Here is a 17,569-nt window from a genome sequence, read left to right as displayed (position 1 = left end):
GTCAGGACGCCTTGAGCCCCGCCGAGCCACCGTCGCCGGCGTCGCCCGAGTCGTCACCGGAGCCGCGGCGGGCGGCCTCCTTGTCGAGCGCCTTGGCCCGGCTGGCGTACATGTCGACGTACTCCTGGCCGGAGAGCCGCATGATCTCGTACATGATCTCGTCGGTGGCCGACCGCAGGATGAACCGGTCGTTTTCCAGCCCCTCGTAGCGCGAGAAGTCCAGCGGCTTGCCGAACCGCACGTGCGGCCGGGTCCAGCGCCCGAAGGTCTTCCCCGGGGGCGCGACCACGTCGGTGCCGACGACGGCCACCGGGATCACGGGGACACCGGTCTCGATCGCAAGCTTCGCGACGCCGGTCTTGCCGCGGTAGAGCCGGCCGTCGTGGGAGCGGGTGCCCTCGGGGTAGATCCCGAACAGCCCGCCCGACGCCAGCACCCGCTTCGCCGAGAGCAGTGCCCCGGCTGCGGCGTCGCGGCCGGAGCGGTCGATCGGCACCTGCCCCGCGCCGGAGAAGAAGGTCTTCTGCAACCATCCCTTGATGCCGGGGGTGGTGAAGTACTCCGCCTTCGCCACGAAGGTCACCTTGCGGTTGAGCGTGAGCGGCATGAAGAGCCAGTCGGCGTAGGAGAGGTGGTTGCTGGCCAGGATCGCGGGCCCCTCGACCGGGACGTTCTCGATCCCCTCGACCGTCGGGCGGAAGACGAGCCTGAGCAGGGGGCCGAGGGCGATCCACCTGAGGAACCAGTAGAACAAGCGGTCTTCCACCTCCTGGCGATCGCGTCCGGCGCGCCGTTCGCGCCGTCACACCCTAGCCTGACCCCCGCGCCCGTGCGACGATCCTCCTGCGGCCCCGGACCCGCCCCCGAACCTTCCCCGGGCCCATCTCCTCAGGAGTTCCGACGTGCGCATTGCCCCCGAAGACGAGGCCTTCTCCGCCCCTGCCCAGCCGCGCAGCGACGGCCGCCGCACCGGCGTCCTCCTGTGCCACGGTTTCACCGGCGGCCCGTCGTCGATGCGCTCCTGGGCCGAGTACCTCCACGAGCGCGGGTACGCCGTCTCGGTCCCCCGCTGGCCGGGCCACTGCACGACCTGGCAGGAGTGCAACACCACCACCTACGCCGACTGGTACGCCGAGGCCGAGCGGGCCTTCGAGAAGCTCCAGACCGACTGCGACGAGGTGTACGTCGCCGGGCTGTCGATGGGCGGCTGCCTGGCGCTGAACCTCGCGGTCGACAAGGGGCGCGAGGTGAGCGGGGTGGTCCTGGTCAACCCGTTCGTCACCTCCACCCGCAAGGACGTGAAGCTCCTCCCGGTGCTCAAGCACGTCGTCCCGTCCTTCCCCGGGATCGCCAGCGACATCAAGAAGGAGGGCGTCGAGGAGCGCGGCTACCGACGCACCCCGCTGCGCGCCCTGCACTCGCTGTTCCAGGGGATGCGGGTCGTCGAGCAGCGGCTGCCGGAGGTCACGCAGCCGCTGCTGATGTTCCGCTCGCGCGTCGACCACGTCATCGATCCCTCCTCGGGGCGCACCATCATGACGACGGTCTCCAGCCGTGACCTGGAGGAGCGGATCCTCGAGGACAGCTACCACGTGGCGACCCTCGACAACGACGCCGGCGTCATCTTCACCGTCAGCGCCGAGTTCATCCGCGCTCGCACCGAGGGGTAGCGTCGACGGCGCATGAGCATCCCCGACCCCGACGAGCCTGCCGTGACTCCCGAGCCCCGCCCCGAGGACCCCGACAAGGGGTTGGACTTCGATGCCGCCTTCGCGGAGATCGTGGCCCACTGGGAGCCGAGCGACCCCGGGGGCGACGAGGCTGGCGACGAGGCTGGCGACGAGGCTGGCGACGAGGCAGTCGAGGACGCCGCCTCCGACCAGGCCGTCGCGGACCCGGCCGACGCGGAGCCCGGTCCGGAGCCCCTCCACGACGTGCTGCCGGAGGACGGCCCGGCGGACCGGCGTACGGGAGCGCCGGTGCCGTGGGACGACGAGGGCCACTTCGTGCCGCCTCCCCCGCCGCCGCTCCCCACCGTCGACCCACCCCGCCGGCTGGCCTGGGCCGGCCTGCTCGGGACCCCGGTCGTGGCGCTCCTGCTCGTCGTCCTCCAGGTCACGATCCCGGGGTGGGTGGCGTTCTTCCTGGTCGCCGCCTTCGTCGGAGGGTTCGGCTACCTGGTGGCCACGATGCGGCCACGACCGCCGGACGACTGGTCGGGGGACGACGGCGCGGTCGTCTGAGGGGCGCACGGACCGGACGAGCGAGGAGGAGCCAGCGTTGGCGGCCAGCGAGCAGGTGGAGATCACCGGACACCTCATCGACAGCGGGATCCTGTCGGGGGTGCTCAACGACATCAAGGAGTACGGCGCCGACTACACGATCGACCGGTTCGACGTCGGCCACGAGCAGCAGGACCTGTCCTACGCGACGCTGACCGTCACCGCCGAGGACGACGAGGCGCTGCAGCGGCTCCTGATGCGGATCCAGACCCGCGGCCTCAACCAGGTCGACCCGGGCGCCGCCGAGACCGCGGTGGCCGAGCAGGACGGGGTCTTCCCGGACGGCTTCTACTCCACGACGAACCTCGCGACCAAGGTGCGCGTCGACGGCCGCTGGGTCGAGGTGGAGAACCCGGAGATGGACTGTGGGCTGCTCGTCGAGGGCGAGGGCGAGGCCCTGCGGGTCCGGACCGTGCCGATGGTCGACGTGAAGGCGGGGATGCGCATCGTCGTCGGCGCAGCGGGGATCGAGGTCGCGGCGCCGAGCGAGGTGCGGTCGGGCGTCGTCTTCGGCTTCATGGAGTCCGACGTCTCCAGCGAGAAGCCCCAGGCGGTGCTGGTGCGCCAGGTGGCCGACGGCATCCGTGACGCCAAGGCGGCCGGCAAGAAGGTGTTGTGGGTCGGCGGCCCGGGGGTCGTGCACACGGGGGCGGCGCCCGCGATGGTGGCGCTGACCGAGGCCGGCTTCGTCGACGTCCTCTTCGCCGGCAACGCTCTGGCCACCCACGACATCGAGGCCTCGCTCTACGGCACCTCGCTCGGCATCGACCTCAACCAGGGGCACGGCGTCGAGCACGGCCACGAGCACCACATCCGGGCGATCAACGAGATCCGCAAGGCCGGCTCGATCGCCGCGGCGGTCGAGAAGGGGGTGCTGACGGGCGGGATCATGCACGCGCTCGTCAAGGGCGGCAAGGAGTTCGTGCTGGTCGGCTCGGTCCGTGACGACGGGCCGCTGCCCGACGTCTACAGCGACGTGATCGAGGGGCAGCGCGCGATGCGGGCGGCGCTGGAGGACGTCGGGTTCTGCGTCATGGTCGCCACGACGCTGCACTCGGTGGCGACCGGCAACATCCTGCCGGCCTCGATCCCCCTGGTCTGCGTCGACATCAACCCCGCGTCGGTCACCAAGCTCGCGGACCGGGGCTCCTCGCAAGCGCGGGGCATCGTCACCGACGTCGGGCTCTTCATCGAGCAGCTGACCCGCGAGCTGGTCCCGTCGTACGCCGGGCGGTGAGCGGTCGACCTGGCCGAGCCGTCCTCCTACCGCATTTCTCTACTTGGTGAGTCGCAGATTCGCGAAGGGAAGTCGCACATTCTTGTCGCCGGTGTACTTGACCTGGAGGCCTGCATTGTTCCCGCTGTTGGTCAGCGTGTCGACCACGATGAGTGACTCGACGACCGTGCCGGTTCCGTTGCCGCGGTAGTCGAGCGAACCGCTCTTCAGGTAGATCGTGCCCGACGATTCCTGACCGCTCCCGTTGCCGCGCCAGCTGAAGGCGGAGGTGTTGTTGCGGTCCGCCGCGATGGACAGTCCCTTGATGGCTTCGCAGTTCGGAATGGCAGGGACCTCGAGGCACGTCGGCGCACTGTGGTTGAGCACCGCGTTCCCGGTGAAGAGAAGGTCGCCGCCTTCCTCGCCGTTCTGGTAGCACGCGCGGGGAGCCAAGCGGTCACCGCAAGCGAAGTAGAGGGTGACTCCGAGGGCGTTGACGACGGTGCCATTAGCCGACGAATGGTTCTGTCCGGTCACGACATACAGGCCCGGCGAGAGGTTGCACACGGCGTTCTGCGGGATGTTGAGGGATCCGTAGACGCCTGGGCCACCGCCAGTCGCGCATGCGTTCTGAGTCGCCGCCTTCGTAGGAAGCGCATCCCACCCCGGTGGAGGAAGAGCGAGCAGCTCGAGGGGGTCGCTCACGGGCAGCGCGCCTTCGGTATGGCCGCTCGGGTACTGCTCGGGGCCGTCCTTGCAGCCGCCGGCACCATTCATTGCCTGTCCTTCGATGAGGACCTGTCCACCGTCCGTGGCGGCAACCTCCACTTCACCGTTCTGCTGTACGCAGACGTCGCCGTTGAAATGAATGTCTGACCCGCCGGACAGTGAGAGCTCACCGTTCTGCAGTTCGTGCGGCCCTTCCCCGATGACACAGACTCCGCATTCCGACTTGGAGTCCGTTTCCCATGACGCCTCAGCGAGGGCACTCACTTCTACTTCGTGAATGCCCGCAACGGCACCGAAGAGGGTGTTGACCTTCTGTGAGGGGAGGACCACTCGGACCGTCGTGGGCTTGGTCGGGTTGTTGAAGGAGATGCAGCCATGCGCAGCTGACGGGACATAGGCGAGCGGCGACGGGTCCGCGCAAGCACTCCACTGCGAGGAGTCGAACGAATAATTCTCCTCGGCGTAAGCCTTGGCTGCGTCCACGGCCGCCGCGAAGTTCGGCGTCATGCTCGTTGCATAGAGGGCGTTCCCCGCAGCGAGAGCCGCTGCGTCGGCGGCACTCTGCGCTTGCCGCCGGGTGTCCCGGGCCAGACCCAGGTCGACCACGAGGGCGGCCAGACCGAAGAGCACGAGCGCGAGAGCCGCAGCAACGATCGCCACTGCTCCTGTTTCAGCGCGACGCGAGACCTCACGCGTCATCGTCGTCCTCCTTGCCGCACCACGCCCATGAGCCGGTCGCGCCGGGGAACGGATCCTCGACGGACGTCCCCGGCGTGAGGGCAGGCTGTGGCGGGGTGTCGACCTCGATCGACATGCGCGTCTCGGCGACGATGACCCCGTCGTTGGGCAGGGGCGTCAGGTTGGTCACGCCCGTCTCCTTGATCGCAGCGCACACGATGAGGGGCTTTCGCCTGCTCCAGCCTTCTGGCACGAGGACCTTGACCGCTGTTTGACCGGCAACAGCCCTGGTTTCGGACTTCACGATCTGCTTCAAGCACTCCATCTTGTTCGAGGAGGTGCAACCAGCGCCGAATTCCTGCACCACGCCGAGTCGAGCCGCCTCTCGAACACCTTGGCGCGCGTTCAAGGAGTCGTTGAACCACATCCCGTAGTCGATGAGTCCGAACATGAGGGGGAAGAAGATGAAGCTGACCAGCGCCAGCTCGACCGCGGACGCTCCCCGCTGCGAGCGTGAACGTGAGGCACGTCGGCAGCCACGCAGGCCCGGCAAGCTCGGCATAACCCCACCTTTCATGGCTCACGGCGACGGTCCTTGCCCGAGCACCGGGCTACCGTCAGTCGTTGATCACGATAGGTGATGCTTCCGCCGCATATGTCCTAATCGCTCATACTCGTTCGTCCGGGCGCGGCCGGCGTCACGCGGTCGAGGGGTCCGCCATCACTCGGCGTCCCAGCCGCCCTCGTCGTCCGGCCAGTCGTCCCCTTCGTCGAGGTCGATCTTCTCCACTCCCGAGGGTTCGGTGGCCGCCTTCCGGGCGTGGGCCTCCAGCAACGAAGCGCCCGCCTGGAGCAGCGAGCTCGCCGCCGTGGCGAGGTGGGCGCGCACCTCCGGGCTGGTCTCGCGCACCACCGCCACCGTCCGGCAGAGAGGGCACCACGTGCACTCCGCTCCCCCGGTGGCGAGGTGCTCGTCGATCTCCTTGAGCCGGGCGCCCAGCCCGGACGCCGCCGCGCCCGCCGCGTCGCCGCCGTTCTCGCGGGCCCAGCCCTGGAGCGCGTCGAAGAGCTTCGCGGCCTCCTCGGCCACGCTGCCCAGCGGCTCGCCGGCCCCGGGGCTCTCGTCGGTCCCGCTCACTCTCCACCCTCCTCTGCCGGCCGCGCCGGCTCCGCAGGCGCGGCGAACCGGATCCGCAGCGCCCCGTCGTCGACCTTCGCCCCGCGGACGACGTGCTGGCGGAGCGCGGCCGGCAGCGCGAGGACCCTCCGGTAGGAGCCGACGGTCACCACCAGCTCGTCGCCGTGGCGGGCCAAGTCAACGTCCCCCCGCTCGGCGAAGGGGAGCGACAGCCGCAGCACGGCACCTTCGGCGGTCCGGCGTACGGCCAGCGGCTCCTCGCCGAGCGGCGCCGCGAGCGGGTCGTCCTCGCCGTACGCCGCCCGCGCGAACGCGTCGAGCTGCGCGACGCCCACCGGCTCGCTGTCCTGGTACGCCGAACGCCACACGGGCAGTCCGACGAACGACTCCTCGACCGTGGTGAGCACCGACTGCTGGGCGCGTACCCACCGCTCCCGCCACGCGTCGGCGCCCTCGGCGGGGAAGACCCGGTTGGCCACCACACCGTCCACCCGGTAGCCGAAGAGCGACAGCGTGGTCAGCGACCGGCGTGCCTCGGCCACCACGACGTTCTCCGGGGTGAGCACCAGCCGGACGCTGGTGTCCTTGGCGGTGAGGATCTCGTGCACCTGCTCGAGGTCGGCGTGGAGCCGCTCGACGGCGTCGAAGACCGCCTCGTGCGGCATCGGCACCCCCGCCGCGCGCGCGAGCACCGGCTTGAGCGCGCGGACCACCCGCCGCTCCACCGGGAAGATCCGGTCCATGTACCACCCGAGCGCCTCCGGCAGCGCGAGCAGCCGCAGTGTCTCGGCTGTCGGCGCGCAGTCGACGACGACGACGTCCCACCGGCCCGAGACCACCTGGCGGCGCAGCTCGAGCAGCGCGAGGACCTCCTCGGCGCCCGGGAGCACCGTGAGCTCCTCGGCGGTGATCGGGTCCACGCCGGCGGCGTCGAGGACCGACAGGAGGTACTGCTGCACCTCCGACCACGACTGCTCGAACCGACGCTGGGGGTCGACCTGCTGCACGTAGAGGTCCGGGGCCACCGGTGTCGGCTCCGAACCGATGGGCACCGCGAACGCGTCGGCGAGCGAGTGCGCGGTGTCGGTCGACATCACCAGGGTGCGCCGCCCGCGGGCCGCCGCGACGGCCGCGGTGCCGGCGGCGGCGGTGGTCTTGCCGACCCCGCCCTTGCCGGTGAAGAGGATGATGCGCACGGGCGAGCTCAGCCGACCTGCGACTCGACGCGCTTCTTCAGCCCCTTGAGAGCGGTGTCGACGATGACCTTCTCGGCCTTGCGCTTGAGCATCCCGATCATCGGGATGCCGACCTCCACCGCGAGCCGGTAGGTGACCTCGGTGCCCGACCCGGTCGGCCGCAGCACGTAGGCGCCGTCGAGCTTCTTCATCATCTTGCCGGAGACCAGCGACCAGGTGACCGACTCGTCCCCGTGCCAGTCGTAGCCCAGCGTGTAGGAGTCCTTGATCGGGGTGGCCTCGATCTCGAAGTAGACCTCCTTCGCGCGACCGTCCGGCAACGTCTCGCGCACCTCGGCGGTGTGCACCCCCTGCGCCCACTCCGGGTAGGCCTCGAAGTCCGCGATCGCCTCCATCACCGCGGCCGGTGGCGCGGCGATGACGATGCTCGAGCTGGTCTGGTCGGCCATGGAGCCGGGCCTCCTGCGTCTCCTGCAATACGGTGCCGCTGAGACTACCGACAGGACAGGAGGCTCCGGTGCGCGAGTACACCAGCCCGTCGACGGCCGCCGCCGGTCCCGACACGGACCGCCGCGGGGGGCTCGCCGACGACGTCGTGGAGTACGCCGCGGAGCAGCCGGACCGGGTGGCCTTCCGCCGCCGCTCCCCCGGCGCCGACGGCCCGGGGTGGAGCGACGTCACCGCGGCCACGTTCCTCGCCGAGGTGCGGCAGGTGGCCCGCGGTCTGGTCGCCGCCGGCGTCCGCCCGGGCGACCGTGTGGCGCTGATGAGCCGCACGCGCTACGAGTGGACCCTCCTGGACTACGCGATCTGGCACGCCGGCGCGGTCGGCGTCCCGGTCTACGCCACCGCACCCGTCGACCAGCTCCGGTGGATCCTCGAGGACAGCGACGCTGTCGCGGCCGTCGTGGAGACCCCGGCGCTGGGGGCGCGGGTCCGCGAGTCGGGCTGGCCCGACGGGGAGCGGCACCTGTGGGTGCTCGACGACGCCGACGGCCCCGGTGCGGTCGCCGCGCTCACCGAGCTGGGCCGGGAGGTCGACGACGAGCGGCTCGAGCGCCGGCGCACGTCGGTGCAGGCCGAGGACGTCGCGACGATCATCTACACCTCCGGCACCACCGCCCATCCCAAGGGGTGCGTGCTCACCCACGCCAACTTCCACCGGGGGCTCGGCGCGACGCTGGCGGAGCTGCACGAGCTGTTCGCCGACGAGGACGCCTCGACGCTGATGGTGCTCCCGATGGCGCACGTGTTCGCCCGGGTCGTGCAGCTCGGCGCGGTCAAGGCACGCGTGACGCTCGGCCACACCCCCGACGTGCGGACGCTCCCCGCCGACCTCGCGACCTTCCGCCCCACGTTCCTGCTCGGCGTGCCGCGGGTCTTCGAGCGGCTGGTCAACGCCGCGAGCCAGCAGGCCGCGTCCGAGGGGCGGGGGCGGCTCTTCGACGCGGCCACCGAGACCGCGATCCGGTGGAGCCAGGCGCTCGACCGGGGCCGGGTCGGCCCGGTGCTCCGCGCGCGGCACACGCTGCACGACCGGCTGGTCCACGCACGGGTCCGGGAGCTGCTCGGCGGGCGGTGCCGGTTCGTCGTCTCGGGCGGCGCCCCGCTCGGCGAGCGGCTCGGCCACTACTTCCGCGGCATCGGGGTCCCGATCCTCGAGGGGTACGGCCTGACCGAGACCACGGCCGCGGTGACCGTCAACCTGCCGGACACGCTGCGCATCGGCACGGTGGGCCGCCCCCTGCCCGGCACCTCGGTGCGGGTCGCGGACGACGGCGAGCTCCTGGTCCGGGGCGCCCAGGTGATGCGGGAGTACTGGCAGGACGAGGTCTCGACCGCCCAGGCCCTGCCCGGCGACGGCTGGCTGCGGACCGGCGACGTCGGCGAGATCGACGACGAGGGGTTCGTCCGCGTCACCGGCCGCAAGAAGGAGATCCTGGTCACCACCAGCGGCAAGAACGTCGCGGCGGGCGCCCTCGAGGAGCGGGTGCGGGACCACCCCCTGGTCGACCAGTGCCTGGTCGTCGGCGACGGCCGCCCGTACGTCGCCGCCCTGGTCACCCTCGACCCCGAGGCGTACGCCGGGTGGGCCGCCGACCGGGGGCTGCGCGGGCCGCTCTCCGCGCACACCGACGAGGAGGCGCTCCGGGCCGAGGTGCAGGCCGCGGTCGACGCCGCCAACGCCACGGTCTCGCAGGCCGAGGCGATCCGGAGGTTCGAGGTGCTGCCCGACACCTGGAGCGAGGAGACCGGCGAGCTCACGGCGAGCCTGAAGCTCCGCCGCAACGTCGTCCACCGGCGCTACCGGGACGCCGTCGAGAGGCTCTACGACTGACCGTCACGAGGGGCCGGACGAAATTTTGCATTCCGGGGACGGATGTCCGTTTCGTACGGGATCGTTTGTTTCGGCTCTCCACCGGTGAGCCCCGACGCGTGGACGTCGGTCGACGGCCCGGGAGGCTCCCGGGACGACGCACAAGGACCAGGATTCGGCATGGGACGCAGAACGATCTTGCTGATCGTCGCCGCACTGATCGCGGTGCTCGGCTCCGGCATGGTGTACCTCTACGTCAAGGGCGCCGACGACCGCGCCAAGGAGGCCCAGGCGCCGGTGCAGGTGCTGAAGGCCGTGGCCCAGATCGAGCCCGGCGAGACGCTGGCCGACGCCTCGGCCGCCGGCAAGATCGAGCTCGACGACGTCCCCGCCGAGGAGCGGCTCGACGGCGCGCTGGTCTCGATCGGCGAGAACGGCAGCCTCGTCGCGCTCAGCACGATCTACCCCAACGAGCAGGTCACCACCTCCAAGTTCGGCACGCCCGGCGAGCAGCAGGCGCTGACCGTCCCGGAGGGCTCCTTCGCGATCTCCGTGAACCTCTCCGACACCGGCCGTGTCGCCGGCTTCGTCTCCCCCGGCTCCGAGGTGGCGATCTTCCTGAACGGCCCCATCGGGCCCGGCGGCGAGGACGGTACGCGGCTGCTGCTCCCCAAGGTGCAGGTCATCGCCGTCGCCCAGACCACGATGACCACGTCCACCACGACCACCCAGACAGGCGACCAGACGGTCGAGAGCCTGCCGCGCACGCTCTTCACCCTGGCGGTCACCCAGGACCAGGCCGAGAAGATCCTCTACGCCTCGACCCACGGCGAGCTGTCCTTCGGGCTCCTCGACGAGGACTCGAAGGTCAAGCCCGGTCCCGGCGTCTCCCTGTCCAACCTTTTCCGGTGACCTGATGCCCCTCATCGTCGAGCAGAACACCACCAACGCCGAGCTGTTCCTCTCGGTGGCGGGGGCCGGCGCCAAGGTCGTCCCCACGTTGGAGGAGCTCCGCCGCGCCCTGGCCGAGACCCCGGAGGAGCACGCCGTCGTCCTCGGCCCCGCCGTCGACCTCGAGGCCGCGGCCGCGCTCGCGGACAACCTCCGGATCACCCGCCCGGCGGTCAGCGTCATCCTGATGCGCCGCCGCGTGGACACCGCCGTGCTCGCCGAAGCACTCCGGTCGGGGATGCGTGAGGTGGTCGAGGAGCGCGACCTCAGCGGCCTCAGCGACGCCATCAAACGGGCCTTCCAGGTCTACCGGGCAGTGACCGGGCCGAGCAGCCGGCTCGACGAGCACCCGGTCGGCCGCGTCGTGACCGTCTTCTCGCCGAAGGGAGGCGTGGGCAAGACGACGATCGCGGCGAACCTGGCGGTGGCACTGGCGACCCGCGACAAGACCCGGGTCTGCCTGGTTGACCTCGACCTCGGGTTCGGCGACGTCGCGATCACGCTCCAGCTGTTCCCGGCCCGCACGATCGCGGACGCGGTGGCTCTCGAGAGCGACCTCGACTTCGCCGCCCTCGAGCCGCTGCTCACCCCCCACCGCCGCGGGTTCTCGACGCTCGTAGCACCCGTGCAGCCCGACGCCAAGGACTCGATCCCGGCCTCGCTGGTCTCGCGCGTCCTGGCGATCCTCAAGGCCAACTTCGAGTTCGTCATCGTCGACACCTCCCCGGCGTTCGACGAGCACGTCCTGCAGGCCTTCGACGAGACCGACAACCTGCTTCTGGTGACGACGCTCGACGTGCCCACCCTCAAGAACGTCAAGATCGCTTGCGAGACCCTTGACCTGCTCAACTTCCCGAAGGCTCGCCGTCACCTGGTGCTCAACCGTGCCGACGACAAGGTCGGGCTCGCACCGGAGAAGGTCGAGAGCACCCTCGACATGAAGATCGACCAGGCGATCCCGACCTCGGCCGAGGTCGCGAACGCCACCAACGCCGGCGAGCCGATCACCGCTTCACACCCTAAGCACAGTGCGAGCCAGGCGTTGTTCCGCCTCGCCGACGCCGTCACCGGGGCTCCTGCAGCCGCCGCGGTGCCGGAGGCGGACGACGCCGCCCGCGCGAAGTCCCGCAGCACCGCACCCAAGCGCGGGCTGCTCCGCCGTCAGGCCAGGTAGGAGGAACGATGAGCAGCCTCGCCGACCGGCTCGCCGCCGCATCGCGTGACAGGGCCGTCGCCAACCAGTCCAGCAGCGAGCTGGAGACCAAGGGGCCGGGTGGGCGCCCGAAGAAGGCCGAGGCCCACGATTCCTTCCGCGAGCTGAAGTCGACGGTGCACAACCGGCTCCTCCAAGAGCTCGGTCCCAAGCTGTACGACGCGAACCTGACGCAGGCCGAGCTCGAGCGGATGGTCCGAGGCGCCCTCCAGGAGGCCATGCACGACGAGGACATCATCCTCACCCCGGCCGACCGGACCCGCATCGCGCAGGAGATCGCCGACGACATCCTCGGCTACGGGCCGATCGAGCCGTTCCTGCGAGACCCCGACCTCACCGAGGTCATGGTCAACGGCTGCGACGACATCTGGATCGAGCGCAGCGGCAAGTTGCAGCGCGCCGAGGGGCGCTTCAACGACGAGCAGCACCTGCGCCGCACGATCGACAAGATCGTCTCCCGCATCGGCCGCCGCGTGGACGAGTCGAGCCCGATGGTCGACGCCCGGCTCCCCGACGGCTCGCGCGTCAACGCGGTGATCCCACCCCTCGCCATCGACGGGTCCTTGCTCACGATCCGGAAGTTCTCCGCCGACCCGTACATGGCCGACGACCTGGTCGCCTTCGGCACGATGTCGCAGAAGACGTCAGAGTTCCTCTCGGCGTGCGTGCGCGGCAAGCTGAACATCATCGTCTCCGGAAGCACAGGCGCCGGCAAGACGACGACCCTCAACGTGCTGTCCTCGTTCATCCCGAGCGACGAGCGGATCATCACGATCGAGGACGCCGCGGAGCTCCAGCTCCACCAGGACCACGTGCTCCGGCTCGAGTCCCGTCCGGCCAACATCGAGGGCAAGGGCGCGATCGACATCCGCGACCTGGTCAAGAACTCGCTGCGCATGCGGCCGGACCGCATCGTCGTCGGTGAGGTCCGTGACTCCGCAGCCCTCGACATGCTCCAGGCGATGAACACCGGCCACGACGGCTCGATCTGCACCGTCCACTCCAACGGCCCCCGCGACACCCTCGCCCGCATCGAGACGATGGTGCTGATGGCCGGCATGGACCTGCCGATCAAGGCGATCCGCGAGCAGGTGGCGTCCGCCGTCGACCTGATCGTGCACCAGGCCCGGCTCCGCGACGGCTCGCGCCGGATCACCCACGTGACCGAGGTGGAGCGGATGGAGGGCGACGTGATCACCCTCCAGGACGTCTTCCTCTTCGACCACACCAAGGGGTTCGACGCCAACGGGCGCAGCCTCGGCTCGCTGCGCGCAACCGGGCTCCGCCCGAAGTTCCTGGAGAAGCTCGCGCACAACAACGTGCACGTCGACCCGATGGTCTTCGCCCGGGACGGTGGCTGACCGATGAACCGCACCCGCAGGACGCTCGCCGCCTCCGCCCTGCTCTGCGCCGCGCCGTTCGCGCTGGTGCTCGGCGGGAGCGCGCCCGCATGGGCGGTCGAGAGCACCATCGACCACGTCGAGGGCGACGGCGAGGAGCTCCAGGTGCTCGTCTCCCTCCAGGGCGAGACTGGTGGCGCCACCCCCGATCTCGCGTCGGTCGCCGTCACCTTCGACGGCGAGCCGCTGCCCGCCGAGGCCCACGTCCTCGACGACGGCGGCCGGGAGATCCAGCGGACCACCGTGCTTGCGATGGATGTGAGCAACAGCATGCGTGGCGACAAGTTCGCCGAGGCCAAGCAGGCGGCCGAGGTCTTCCTGGACACCGTGCCCGCCGACGTTCGGGTCGGGCTGGTGACCTTCGCCGCCGACGTGGTCGAGGTGCAGGCTCCGACCGACGACCACGACGCCGTGCGGGATGCGCTTGCCGGCCTCGCGCTGAGCCGCCAGACCCGGCTCTACGACGGCGTCACGGAGGCGGTCGCGGCAACCGGAGAGGACGGCGCGCGCAGCGTGCTGGTGCTCTCCGACGGAGCCGACACCTCCACCACGGCCATCGCCGACGTCACCGCTGCGGTCAAAGGTGCCGAGGTCAAGCTCGACGTCGTGGCGCTGGCCCAGAGCACGAAGAACATGGCGCTGCTCCAGCAGCTCACCGACGCGGGCGGGGGCAAGCTGCTCAGCGCGAGCGACCCCGCCGCCCTCAGCGACGTCTTCGCCCAGGAAGCCGAGGCGCTGGCCCAGCAGGTGCTGGTGACTGTTACCCCGACCGAGGCGACCAGCGGCGCCGAGGGAACCCTGTCGGTCTCCTTCCACGTCGACGGCACCACCGTCACCGACGGCGCCTTCGTGCAGCTGCCGCAAGCAGCCCCGCAGCCCGAAGAGCCGACCGAGGAGGTGCTCGCGGCCGAGCGCGGTCCGGTGATCCCCGAGGAGTGGATGCTCGCCGGGCTCGCCGCGACGGCGGTCGCTCTGGTGGTCATTCTCTTCCTCGCTTTCGGCGGCACCCGTGACCGGAAGCGGGATGCCGTCGACCGGCGCATCGAGGCCTACACCCGCAAGGGAGCCCGCAAGCTGGCCGAGGCCGGCCGCGCCGAGCCCGCATCGGTGACCCAGCAGGCCGTCGCCGTGGCGGAGAACGTCCTCGAGGGCCAGCGCGGCCTCCAGGCTGCCCTCGAGTCCCGGCTCGAGAGCGCCGGCCTGGCCCTGCGCCCGGCCGAGTGGCTGCTGATCCACGCCGGGCTCACGCTCGGGCTCGGGGTGGTCGCGATCCTGCTGGGTGGCGGAAGCGCGTTGTTCATGCTCGTCGGGCTGCTGCTCGGCGCCGGAGGCCCCTGGCTCTTCCTGTCGCTGAAGAAGTCCCGACGCCTGGCCGCCTTCAAGGCACAGCTCGCCGACACCCTCCAGCTGATGGCCGGATCGCTCTCCGCCGGCCTCTCCCTCGCCCAGTCGGTCGACACCGTCGTACGGGAGGGCAGCGACCCGATGGCGGCCGAGTTCCGGCGGGCGCTGATCGAGACCCGCCTCGGCGTCGAGATCGAGGAAGCCCTCGCCGGCGTCGGCGAGCGGATGGAGAGCGTCGACTTCGAGTGGGTCGTGATGGCCATCCGGATCCAGCGCGAGGTCGGCGGCAACCTGTCGGAGCTGCTCAACAAGGTCGCGGACACCATCCGCGAGCGCGAGTACCTCGAGCGCCAGGTCAAGACGTTGTCGGCTGAGGGTCGGATGTCGGTGTGGATCCTGGGCGGCCTCCCGCCGGCGTTCCTCGCCTACCTGGTCGCGTTCAATCCGGGCTACGTCTCACCCATGTGGTCGAGCCCTTTGGGGTGGGCCATGCTGATCTTGATGGGCATCCTGCTGAGTGGAGGGATCTTCTGGATGAAGAGGGTCGTCAAGGTGGAGGTCTGAGATGAGCACCGTCTACCTCGTGGTCGGCATCGCCGGCATCTTCGCCGCCCTCTTCCTCTGCATGGCGGCGGTCACGCTGTCCGACAACAGTGCCCGCGGCATCAGCAAGTCGCTCGCGGTCATGCAGGCGTTCTCCGCGGCGCCGCAGGAGATGCGCGACGAGCTCCAGCCCTCCTTCCACGACCGCGTCCTGACGCCCCTCATGGACCGCACCCTAGGAGTGGGCAAGAAGCTGACGCCGGCCGACTTCAGCGAGCGGATCCGGCACAAGCTGGAGCTCGCCGGCAACCCGCGCGGCTGGACGACCGACCGTGTCACGTCGCTGAAGTTCATCGGGTTCGTGGTGGCGCTCGTCATCGGACTGGTTGCCACGATGCTCTTCGGGCTGTCGCTGCTGCCCAGCCTCGCCGTCTGCATGCTGATCGCGGTGGCGGGCTACATGGCTCCGAACATGTACCTCTACCAGCTCGGCTACGACCGCACCCAGAAGATGGAGCGGGCGCTGCCGGACGCCCTCGACCTTCTGACGATCTCCGTCGAGTCCGGCCTCGGGTTCGACGCGGCGCTGGCCCAGGTGGCCCGCAACACCGACGGTCCGCTGGCCGACGAGTTCGCCCGCGTCCTGCAGGAGATGCAGATCGGCCTCGGCCGGGGCGCCGCGCTCCGCGCGCTCGCGGACCGCACGCACGTGCCGGACGTCCGTGGCTTCGTCGGCGCGATGGTGCAGGCGGACGCCCTCGGCATCCCGATCGCCCAGGTGCTCCGGGTGCAGTCGAAGGAGATCCGGACCAAGCGGCGCCAGAAGGCCGAGGAGGCCGCCCAGAAGGTCGCGATCAAGATCCTGATCCCGCTGATCTTCTGCATCCTCCCTTGCCTGTTCATCGCCGTCCTCGGGCCGGCCGGCATCACGATGTTCGAGGCGTTCTCGGGCCGCCTGTGACGCCCAGCGAGCGCCTCGGGCTGGCGACCCGCGCCTTCTTCCTGGCGACGGTCGTCGGGCTGGCCGCGGCGTTCCGGGAGCCACGGGTCTTCCAGGCCACCCTGGTGATCCTGGCGCTCGGTGCCCTGGCGCTGGCGTCGACGCAATTCACGGTCATCCCGCCGCGGTGGGTCTACCTGGTCGAGGGGTTCCTGGCCGCCCTGGTCATCGGAGCGACCCTCCCCGAGGGCGCGATGCTGCTGCCCTACCTCATGGTCCCGGCGCTGCTGACCGGCGTCGGCGGCAAGATCGTCCCGGTCGTGGTCGTCTCGGGGCTGGAGATGCTGGCCCTCCTGCTCGCGCTCCTCGTGGGCGGCGTCGAGACCCCCACCCAGGAGGGGATCGAGCTCGCCGCGCCGTGGGCGGTGGCCAGCCTCGGCGCCGGGCTGGTCGGCGTGTGGCTGGTGCAGCTGCGAGGCACCCGGGTGGCCGGCGACGAGGTCTCCTACGAGTCGGCGCGCCGGCTCCTCTCCCAGCTCCGCACGGTCGCCAGGCGGCTCTCCTCCGGGCTCGACCCGGTCTCGATGGCCGACGCGATCCTCGCCGCCGTCCACGAACGGCTCGGCGCCACGAGGGCCGCGGTCTTCGTCCGCACCGAGGGCGGCGTGCTGGCCCCCCTCGGCTACCGCGGTGTGGACGCCCAGGGAGTCCTGCTCCCCGAGGGCCCCGCGGTCGACACCTGCTGGGCGGAGATGGAGCCGGTGGTCGCCGTACCGGGCAACGGGCACGGGGGCAACGGCCACGGGCCGGTCGCCGCCCACCCGCACACGGTCCTCCCCCTGCGGAACTCCGCGCGGATGATCGGCGTGGTGGTCGTCGACCTCGACGAGCCGCCCTCCCACGAGACCGTCGTCCGGCTGATGGCCGAGCTCGACGAGCAGGCGGTGCGGCTCGACGCCGCCCTGGTCTTCGACGAGGTCCGGTCGCTGGCGACCATGGAGGAGCGGCAGCGGCTGGCCCGCGAGATCCACGACGGGGTCGCCCAGGAGATCGCCTCGCTGGGCTACCTCGTCGACGACCTGGCCGCGACCTCGGCCGGCGAGGAGCACCGCGGCCGGCTGCACTCGCTGCGCGGGGAGATCAGCCGGGTGGTCAGCGAGCTGCGGCTCTCGATCTTCGACCTGCGCAGCGAGATCTCCCCCGCCGCCGGCCTCGGCTCCGCCCTCTCGGACTACGTGCGGGCCGTCGGCGCCCGCTCCGGGCTCACCGTCCACCTCACCCTCGACGAGGCTCCGACCCGGCTGCGCGGCGAGGTGGAGATGGAGCTGCTGCGGATCACCCAGGAAGCGGTCACCAACGCGCGGAAGCACGCCAACGCCCGCAACCTCTGGGTGGACTGCCGGATCCAGCCGCCGTACGCCCGGATCTCGGTCGAGGACGACGGCGGCGGCCTGGGGCCGCCGCGCGAGGACTCCTACGGCATGAAGATCATGCGCGAGCGCGCCGAGCGGATCGATGCCCGGCTGGAGATCGGGCCACGCAACGGGACGCACGGGACGCAAGGGACTAAGGTCGCGGTGACGGTGGGTGCCGAGCCGACCCGAGGGTCGTGACGGAAGCGA

16 protein-coding genes are annotated in these 17,569 nt (G+C 70.9%); 10 read left to right on the top strand and 6 right to left on the bottom strand.

Features of this window, described 5'->3' with window-relative positions; all coding sequences use genetic code 11:
• Position 1: 1 nt before the first annotated feature.
• Positions 2 to 766 (bottom strand): lysophospholipid acyltransferase family protein, encoded by a 765-nt coding sequence (locus tag FIP57_RS18755; protein WP_238993590.1) that lies wholly within the window; start codon positions 764 to 766, stop codon positions 2 to 4.
• 136 nt (positions 767 to 902) lie between these two features.
• Here FIP57_RS18755 and FIP57_RS18750 point away from each other — a divergent pair, with 136 nt between their 5' ends.
• From FIP57_RS18750 to FIP57_RS18740, 3 genes are read left to right on the top strand one after another with little or no spacing between them, the layout of a single operon-like run.
• Complete coding sequence (locus FIP57_RS18750; RefSeq protein ID WP_238993589.1) at positions 903 to 1,670, top strand: alpha/beta hydrolase; 768 nt, start codon at positions 903 to 905, stop codon at positions 1,668 to 1,670.
• A 12-nt stretch (positions 1,671 to 1,682) separates the two neighbouring features.
• The gene (locus FIP57_RS18745; protein ID WP_148575079.1) at positions 1,683 to 2,243 is read left to right on the top strand and encodes a hypothetical protein; all 561 of its coding nucleotides are present in this window, start codon (positions 1,683 to 1,685) and stop codon (positions 2,241 to 2,243) included.
• A 37-nt stretch (positions 2,244 to 2,280) separates the two neighbouring features.
• A complete protein-coding gene (locus FIP57_RS18740; RefSeq protein ID WP_148575078.1) occupies positions 2,281 to 3,519 on the top strand; it encodes an ornithine cyclodeaminase, nickel-pincer nucleotide-dependent in 1,239 nt (412 codons plus the stop codon).
• A 39-nt stretch (positions 3,520 to 3,558) separates the two neighbouring features.
• Here FIP57_RS18740 and FIP57_RS18735 read toward each other — a convergent pair whose 3' ends face one another.
• The 5 genes from FIP57_RS18735 to FIP57_RS18715 all read right to left on the bottom strand — a co-directional run bounded on the left by FIP57_RS18735 (position 3,559) and on the right by FIP57_RS18715 (position 7,688).
• Positions 3,559 to 4,926 (bottom strand): pilus assembly protein TadG-related protein, encoded by a 1,368-nt coding sequence (locus FIP57_RS18735; RefSeq protein WP_148575077.1) that lies wholly within the window; start codon positions 4,924 to 4,926, stop codon positions 3,559 to 3,561.
• Positions 4,916 to 5,467, bottom strand: coding sequence for a TadE family protein (locus FIP57_RS18730; protein WP_162529867.1), 552 nt, complete (start codon positions 5,465 to 5,467; stop codon positions 4,916 to 4,918). The genes FIP57_RS18735 and FIP57_RS18730 overlap by 11 nt, the downstream gene beginning before the upstream one ends.
• Before the next feature lie 159 nt (positions 5,468 to 5,626).
• On the bottom strand, positions 5,627 to 6,043 hold the full coding sequence (locus FIP57_RS18725) for a hypothetical protein (RefSeq protein WP_148575075.1): 417 nt from the start codon (positions 6,041 to 6,043) through the stop codon (positions 5,627 to 5,629).
• The gene (locus FIP57_RS18720) at positions 6,040 to 7,239 is read right to left on the bottom strand and encodes an ArsA family ATPase (RefSeq protein WP_148575074.1); all 1,200 of its coding nucleotides are present in this window, start codon (positions 7,237 to 7,239) and stop codon (positions 6,040 to 6,042) included. Before FIP57_RS18720 ends, FIP57_RS18725 begins: the two co-directional genes overlap by 4 nt.
• An 8-nt stretch (positions 7,240 to 7,247) precedes the next feature.
• Complete coding sequence (locus tag FIP57_RS18715; RefSeq protein ID WP_148575073.1) at positions 7,248 to 7,688, bottom strand: SRPBCC family protein; 441 nt, start codon at positions 7,686 to 7,688, stop codon at positions 7,248 to 7,250.
• Positions 7,689 to 7,756: 68 nt separating this feature from the next.
• Here FIP57_RS18715 and FIP57_RS18710 point away from each other — a divergent pair, with 68 nt between their 5' ends.
• The 7 genes from FIP57_RS18710 (at position 7,757) to FIP57_RS18680 (ending at position 17,560) form a co-directional block, all read left to right on the top strand.
• Entirely contained in the window at positions 7,757 to 9,577 is a 1,821-nt protein-coding gene (locus tag FIP57_RS18710) for an AMP-dependent synthetase/ligase (RefSeq protein WP_148575072.1), read from the top strand.
• 159 nt (positions 9,578 to 9,736) lie between these two features.
• On the top strand, positions 9,737 to 10,468 hold the full coding sequence (gene cpaB / locus FIP57_RS18705) for a Flp pilus assembly protein CpaB (protein WP_162529866.1): 732 nt from the start codon (positions 9,737 to 9,739) through the stop codon (positions 10,466 to 10,468).
• A gap of 4 nt (positions 10,469 to 10,472) precedes the next feature.
• Complete coding sequence (locus tag FIP57_RS18700) at positions 10,473 to 11,681, top strand: CpaE/TadZ family protein (RefSeq protein WP_148575070.1); 1,209 nt, start codon at positions 10,473 to 10,475, stop codon at positions 11,679 to 11,681.
• 8 nt (positions 11,682 to 11,689) lie between these two features.
• On the top strand, positions 11,690 to 13,081 hold the full coding sequence (locus FIP57_RS18695) for a TadA family conjugal transfer-associated ATPase (protein ID WP_148575069.1): 1,392 nt from the start codon (positions 11,690 to 11,692) through the stop codon (positions 13,079 to 13,081).
• 3 nt (positions 13,082 to 13,084) lie between these two features.
• Entirely contained in the window at positions 13,085 to 15,028 is a 1,944-nt protein-coding gene (locus FIP57_RS18690) for a type II secretion system F family protein (RefSeq protein ID WP_148575068.1), read from the top strand.
• Position 15,029: 1 nt separating this feature from the next.
• Positions 15,030 to 15,968, top strand: coding sequence for a type II secretion system F family protein (locus FIP57_RS18685; RefSeq protein ID WP_148575067.1), 939 nt, complete (start codon positions 15,030 to 15,032; stop codon positions 15,966 to 15,968).
• Positions 15,965 to 17,560, top strand: coding sequence for a sensor histidine kinase (locus tag FIP57_RS18680; protein ID WP_148575066.1), 1,596 nt, complete (start codon positions 15,965 to 15,967; stop codon positions 17,558 to 17,560). The genes FIP57_RS18685 and FIP57_RS18680 overlap by 4 nt, the downstream gene beginning before the upstream one ends.
• Positions 17,561 to 17,569: the final 9 nt, after the last annotated feature.

It is taken from the genome of Nocardioides caldifontis (assembly GCF_008087345.1).
In the GTDB taxonomy this organism is placed as follows: domain Bacteria; phylum Actinomycetota; class Actinomycetes; order Propionibacteriales; family Nocardioidaceae; genus Marmoricola_A; species Marmoricola_A caldifontis.
Note: the sequence above shows the minus strand (reverse complement) of the source record. Positions and strands in the feature narration are given on the sequence as shown.

What these genes read in the sequence shown, in the direction of transcription:
- FIP57_RS18745 (WP_148575079.1), top strand. Translation starts at nt 1,683, where the DNA reads ATGAGCATCCCCGACCCCGACGAGCCTGCCGTGACTCCCGAGCCCCGC.
- FIP57_RS18735 (WP_148575077.1), bottom strand. Translation starts at nt 4,926, where the DNA reads ATGACGCGTGAGGTCTCGCGTCGCGCTGAAACAGGAGCAGTGGCGATC.
- FIP57_RS18730 (WP_162529867.1), bottom strand. Translation starts at nt 5,467, where the DNA reads ATGCCGAGCTTGCCGGGCCTGCGTGGCTGCCGACGTGCCTCACGTTCA.
- FIP57_RS18715 (WP_148575073.1), bottom strand. Translation starts at nt 7,688, where the DNA reads ATGGCCGACCAGACCAGCTCGAGCATCGTCATCGCCGCGCCACCGGCC.
- cpaB (WP_162529866.1), top strand. Translation starts at nt 9,737, where the DNA reads ATGGGACGCAGAACGATCTTGCTGATCGTCGCCGCACTGATCGCGGTG.
- FIP57_RS18700 (WP_148575070.1), top strand. Translation starts at nt 10,473, where the DNA reads ATGCCCCTCATCGTCGAGCAGAACACCACCAACGCCGAGCTGTTCCTC.
- FIP57_RS18695 (WP_148575069.1), top strand. Translation starts at nt 11,690, where the DNA reads ATGAGCAGCCTCGCCGACCGGCTCGCCGCCGCATCGCGTGACAGGGCC.
- FIP57_RS18690 (WP_148575068.1), top strand. Translation starts at nt 13,085, where the DNA reads ATGAACCGCACCCGCAGGACGCTCGCCGCCTCCGCCCTGCTCTGCGCC.
- FIP57_RS18685 (WP_148575067.1), top strand. Translation starts at nt 15,030, where the DNA reads ATGAGCACCGTCTACCTCGTGGTCGGCATCGCCGGCATCTTCGCCGCC.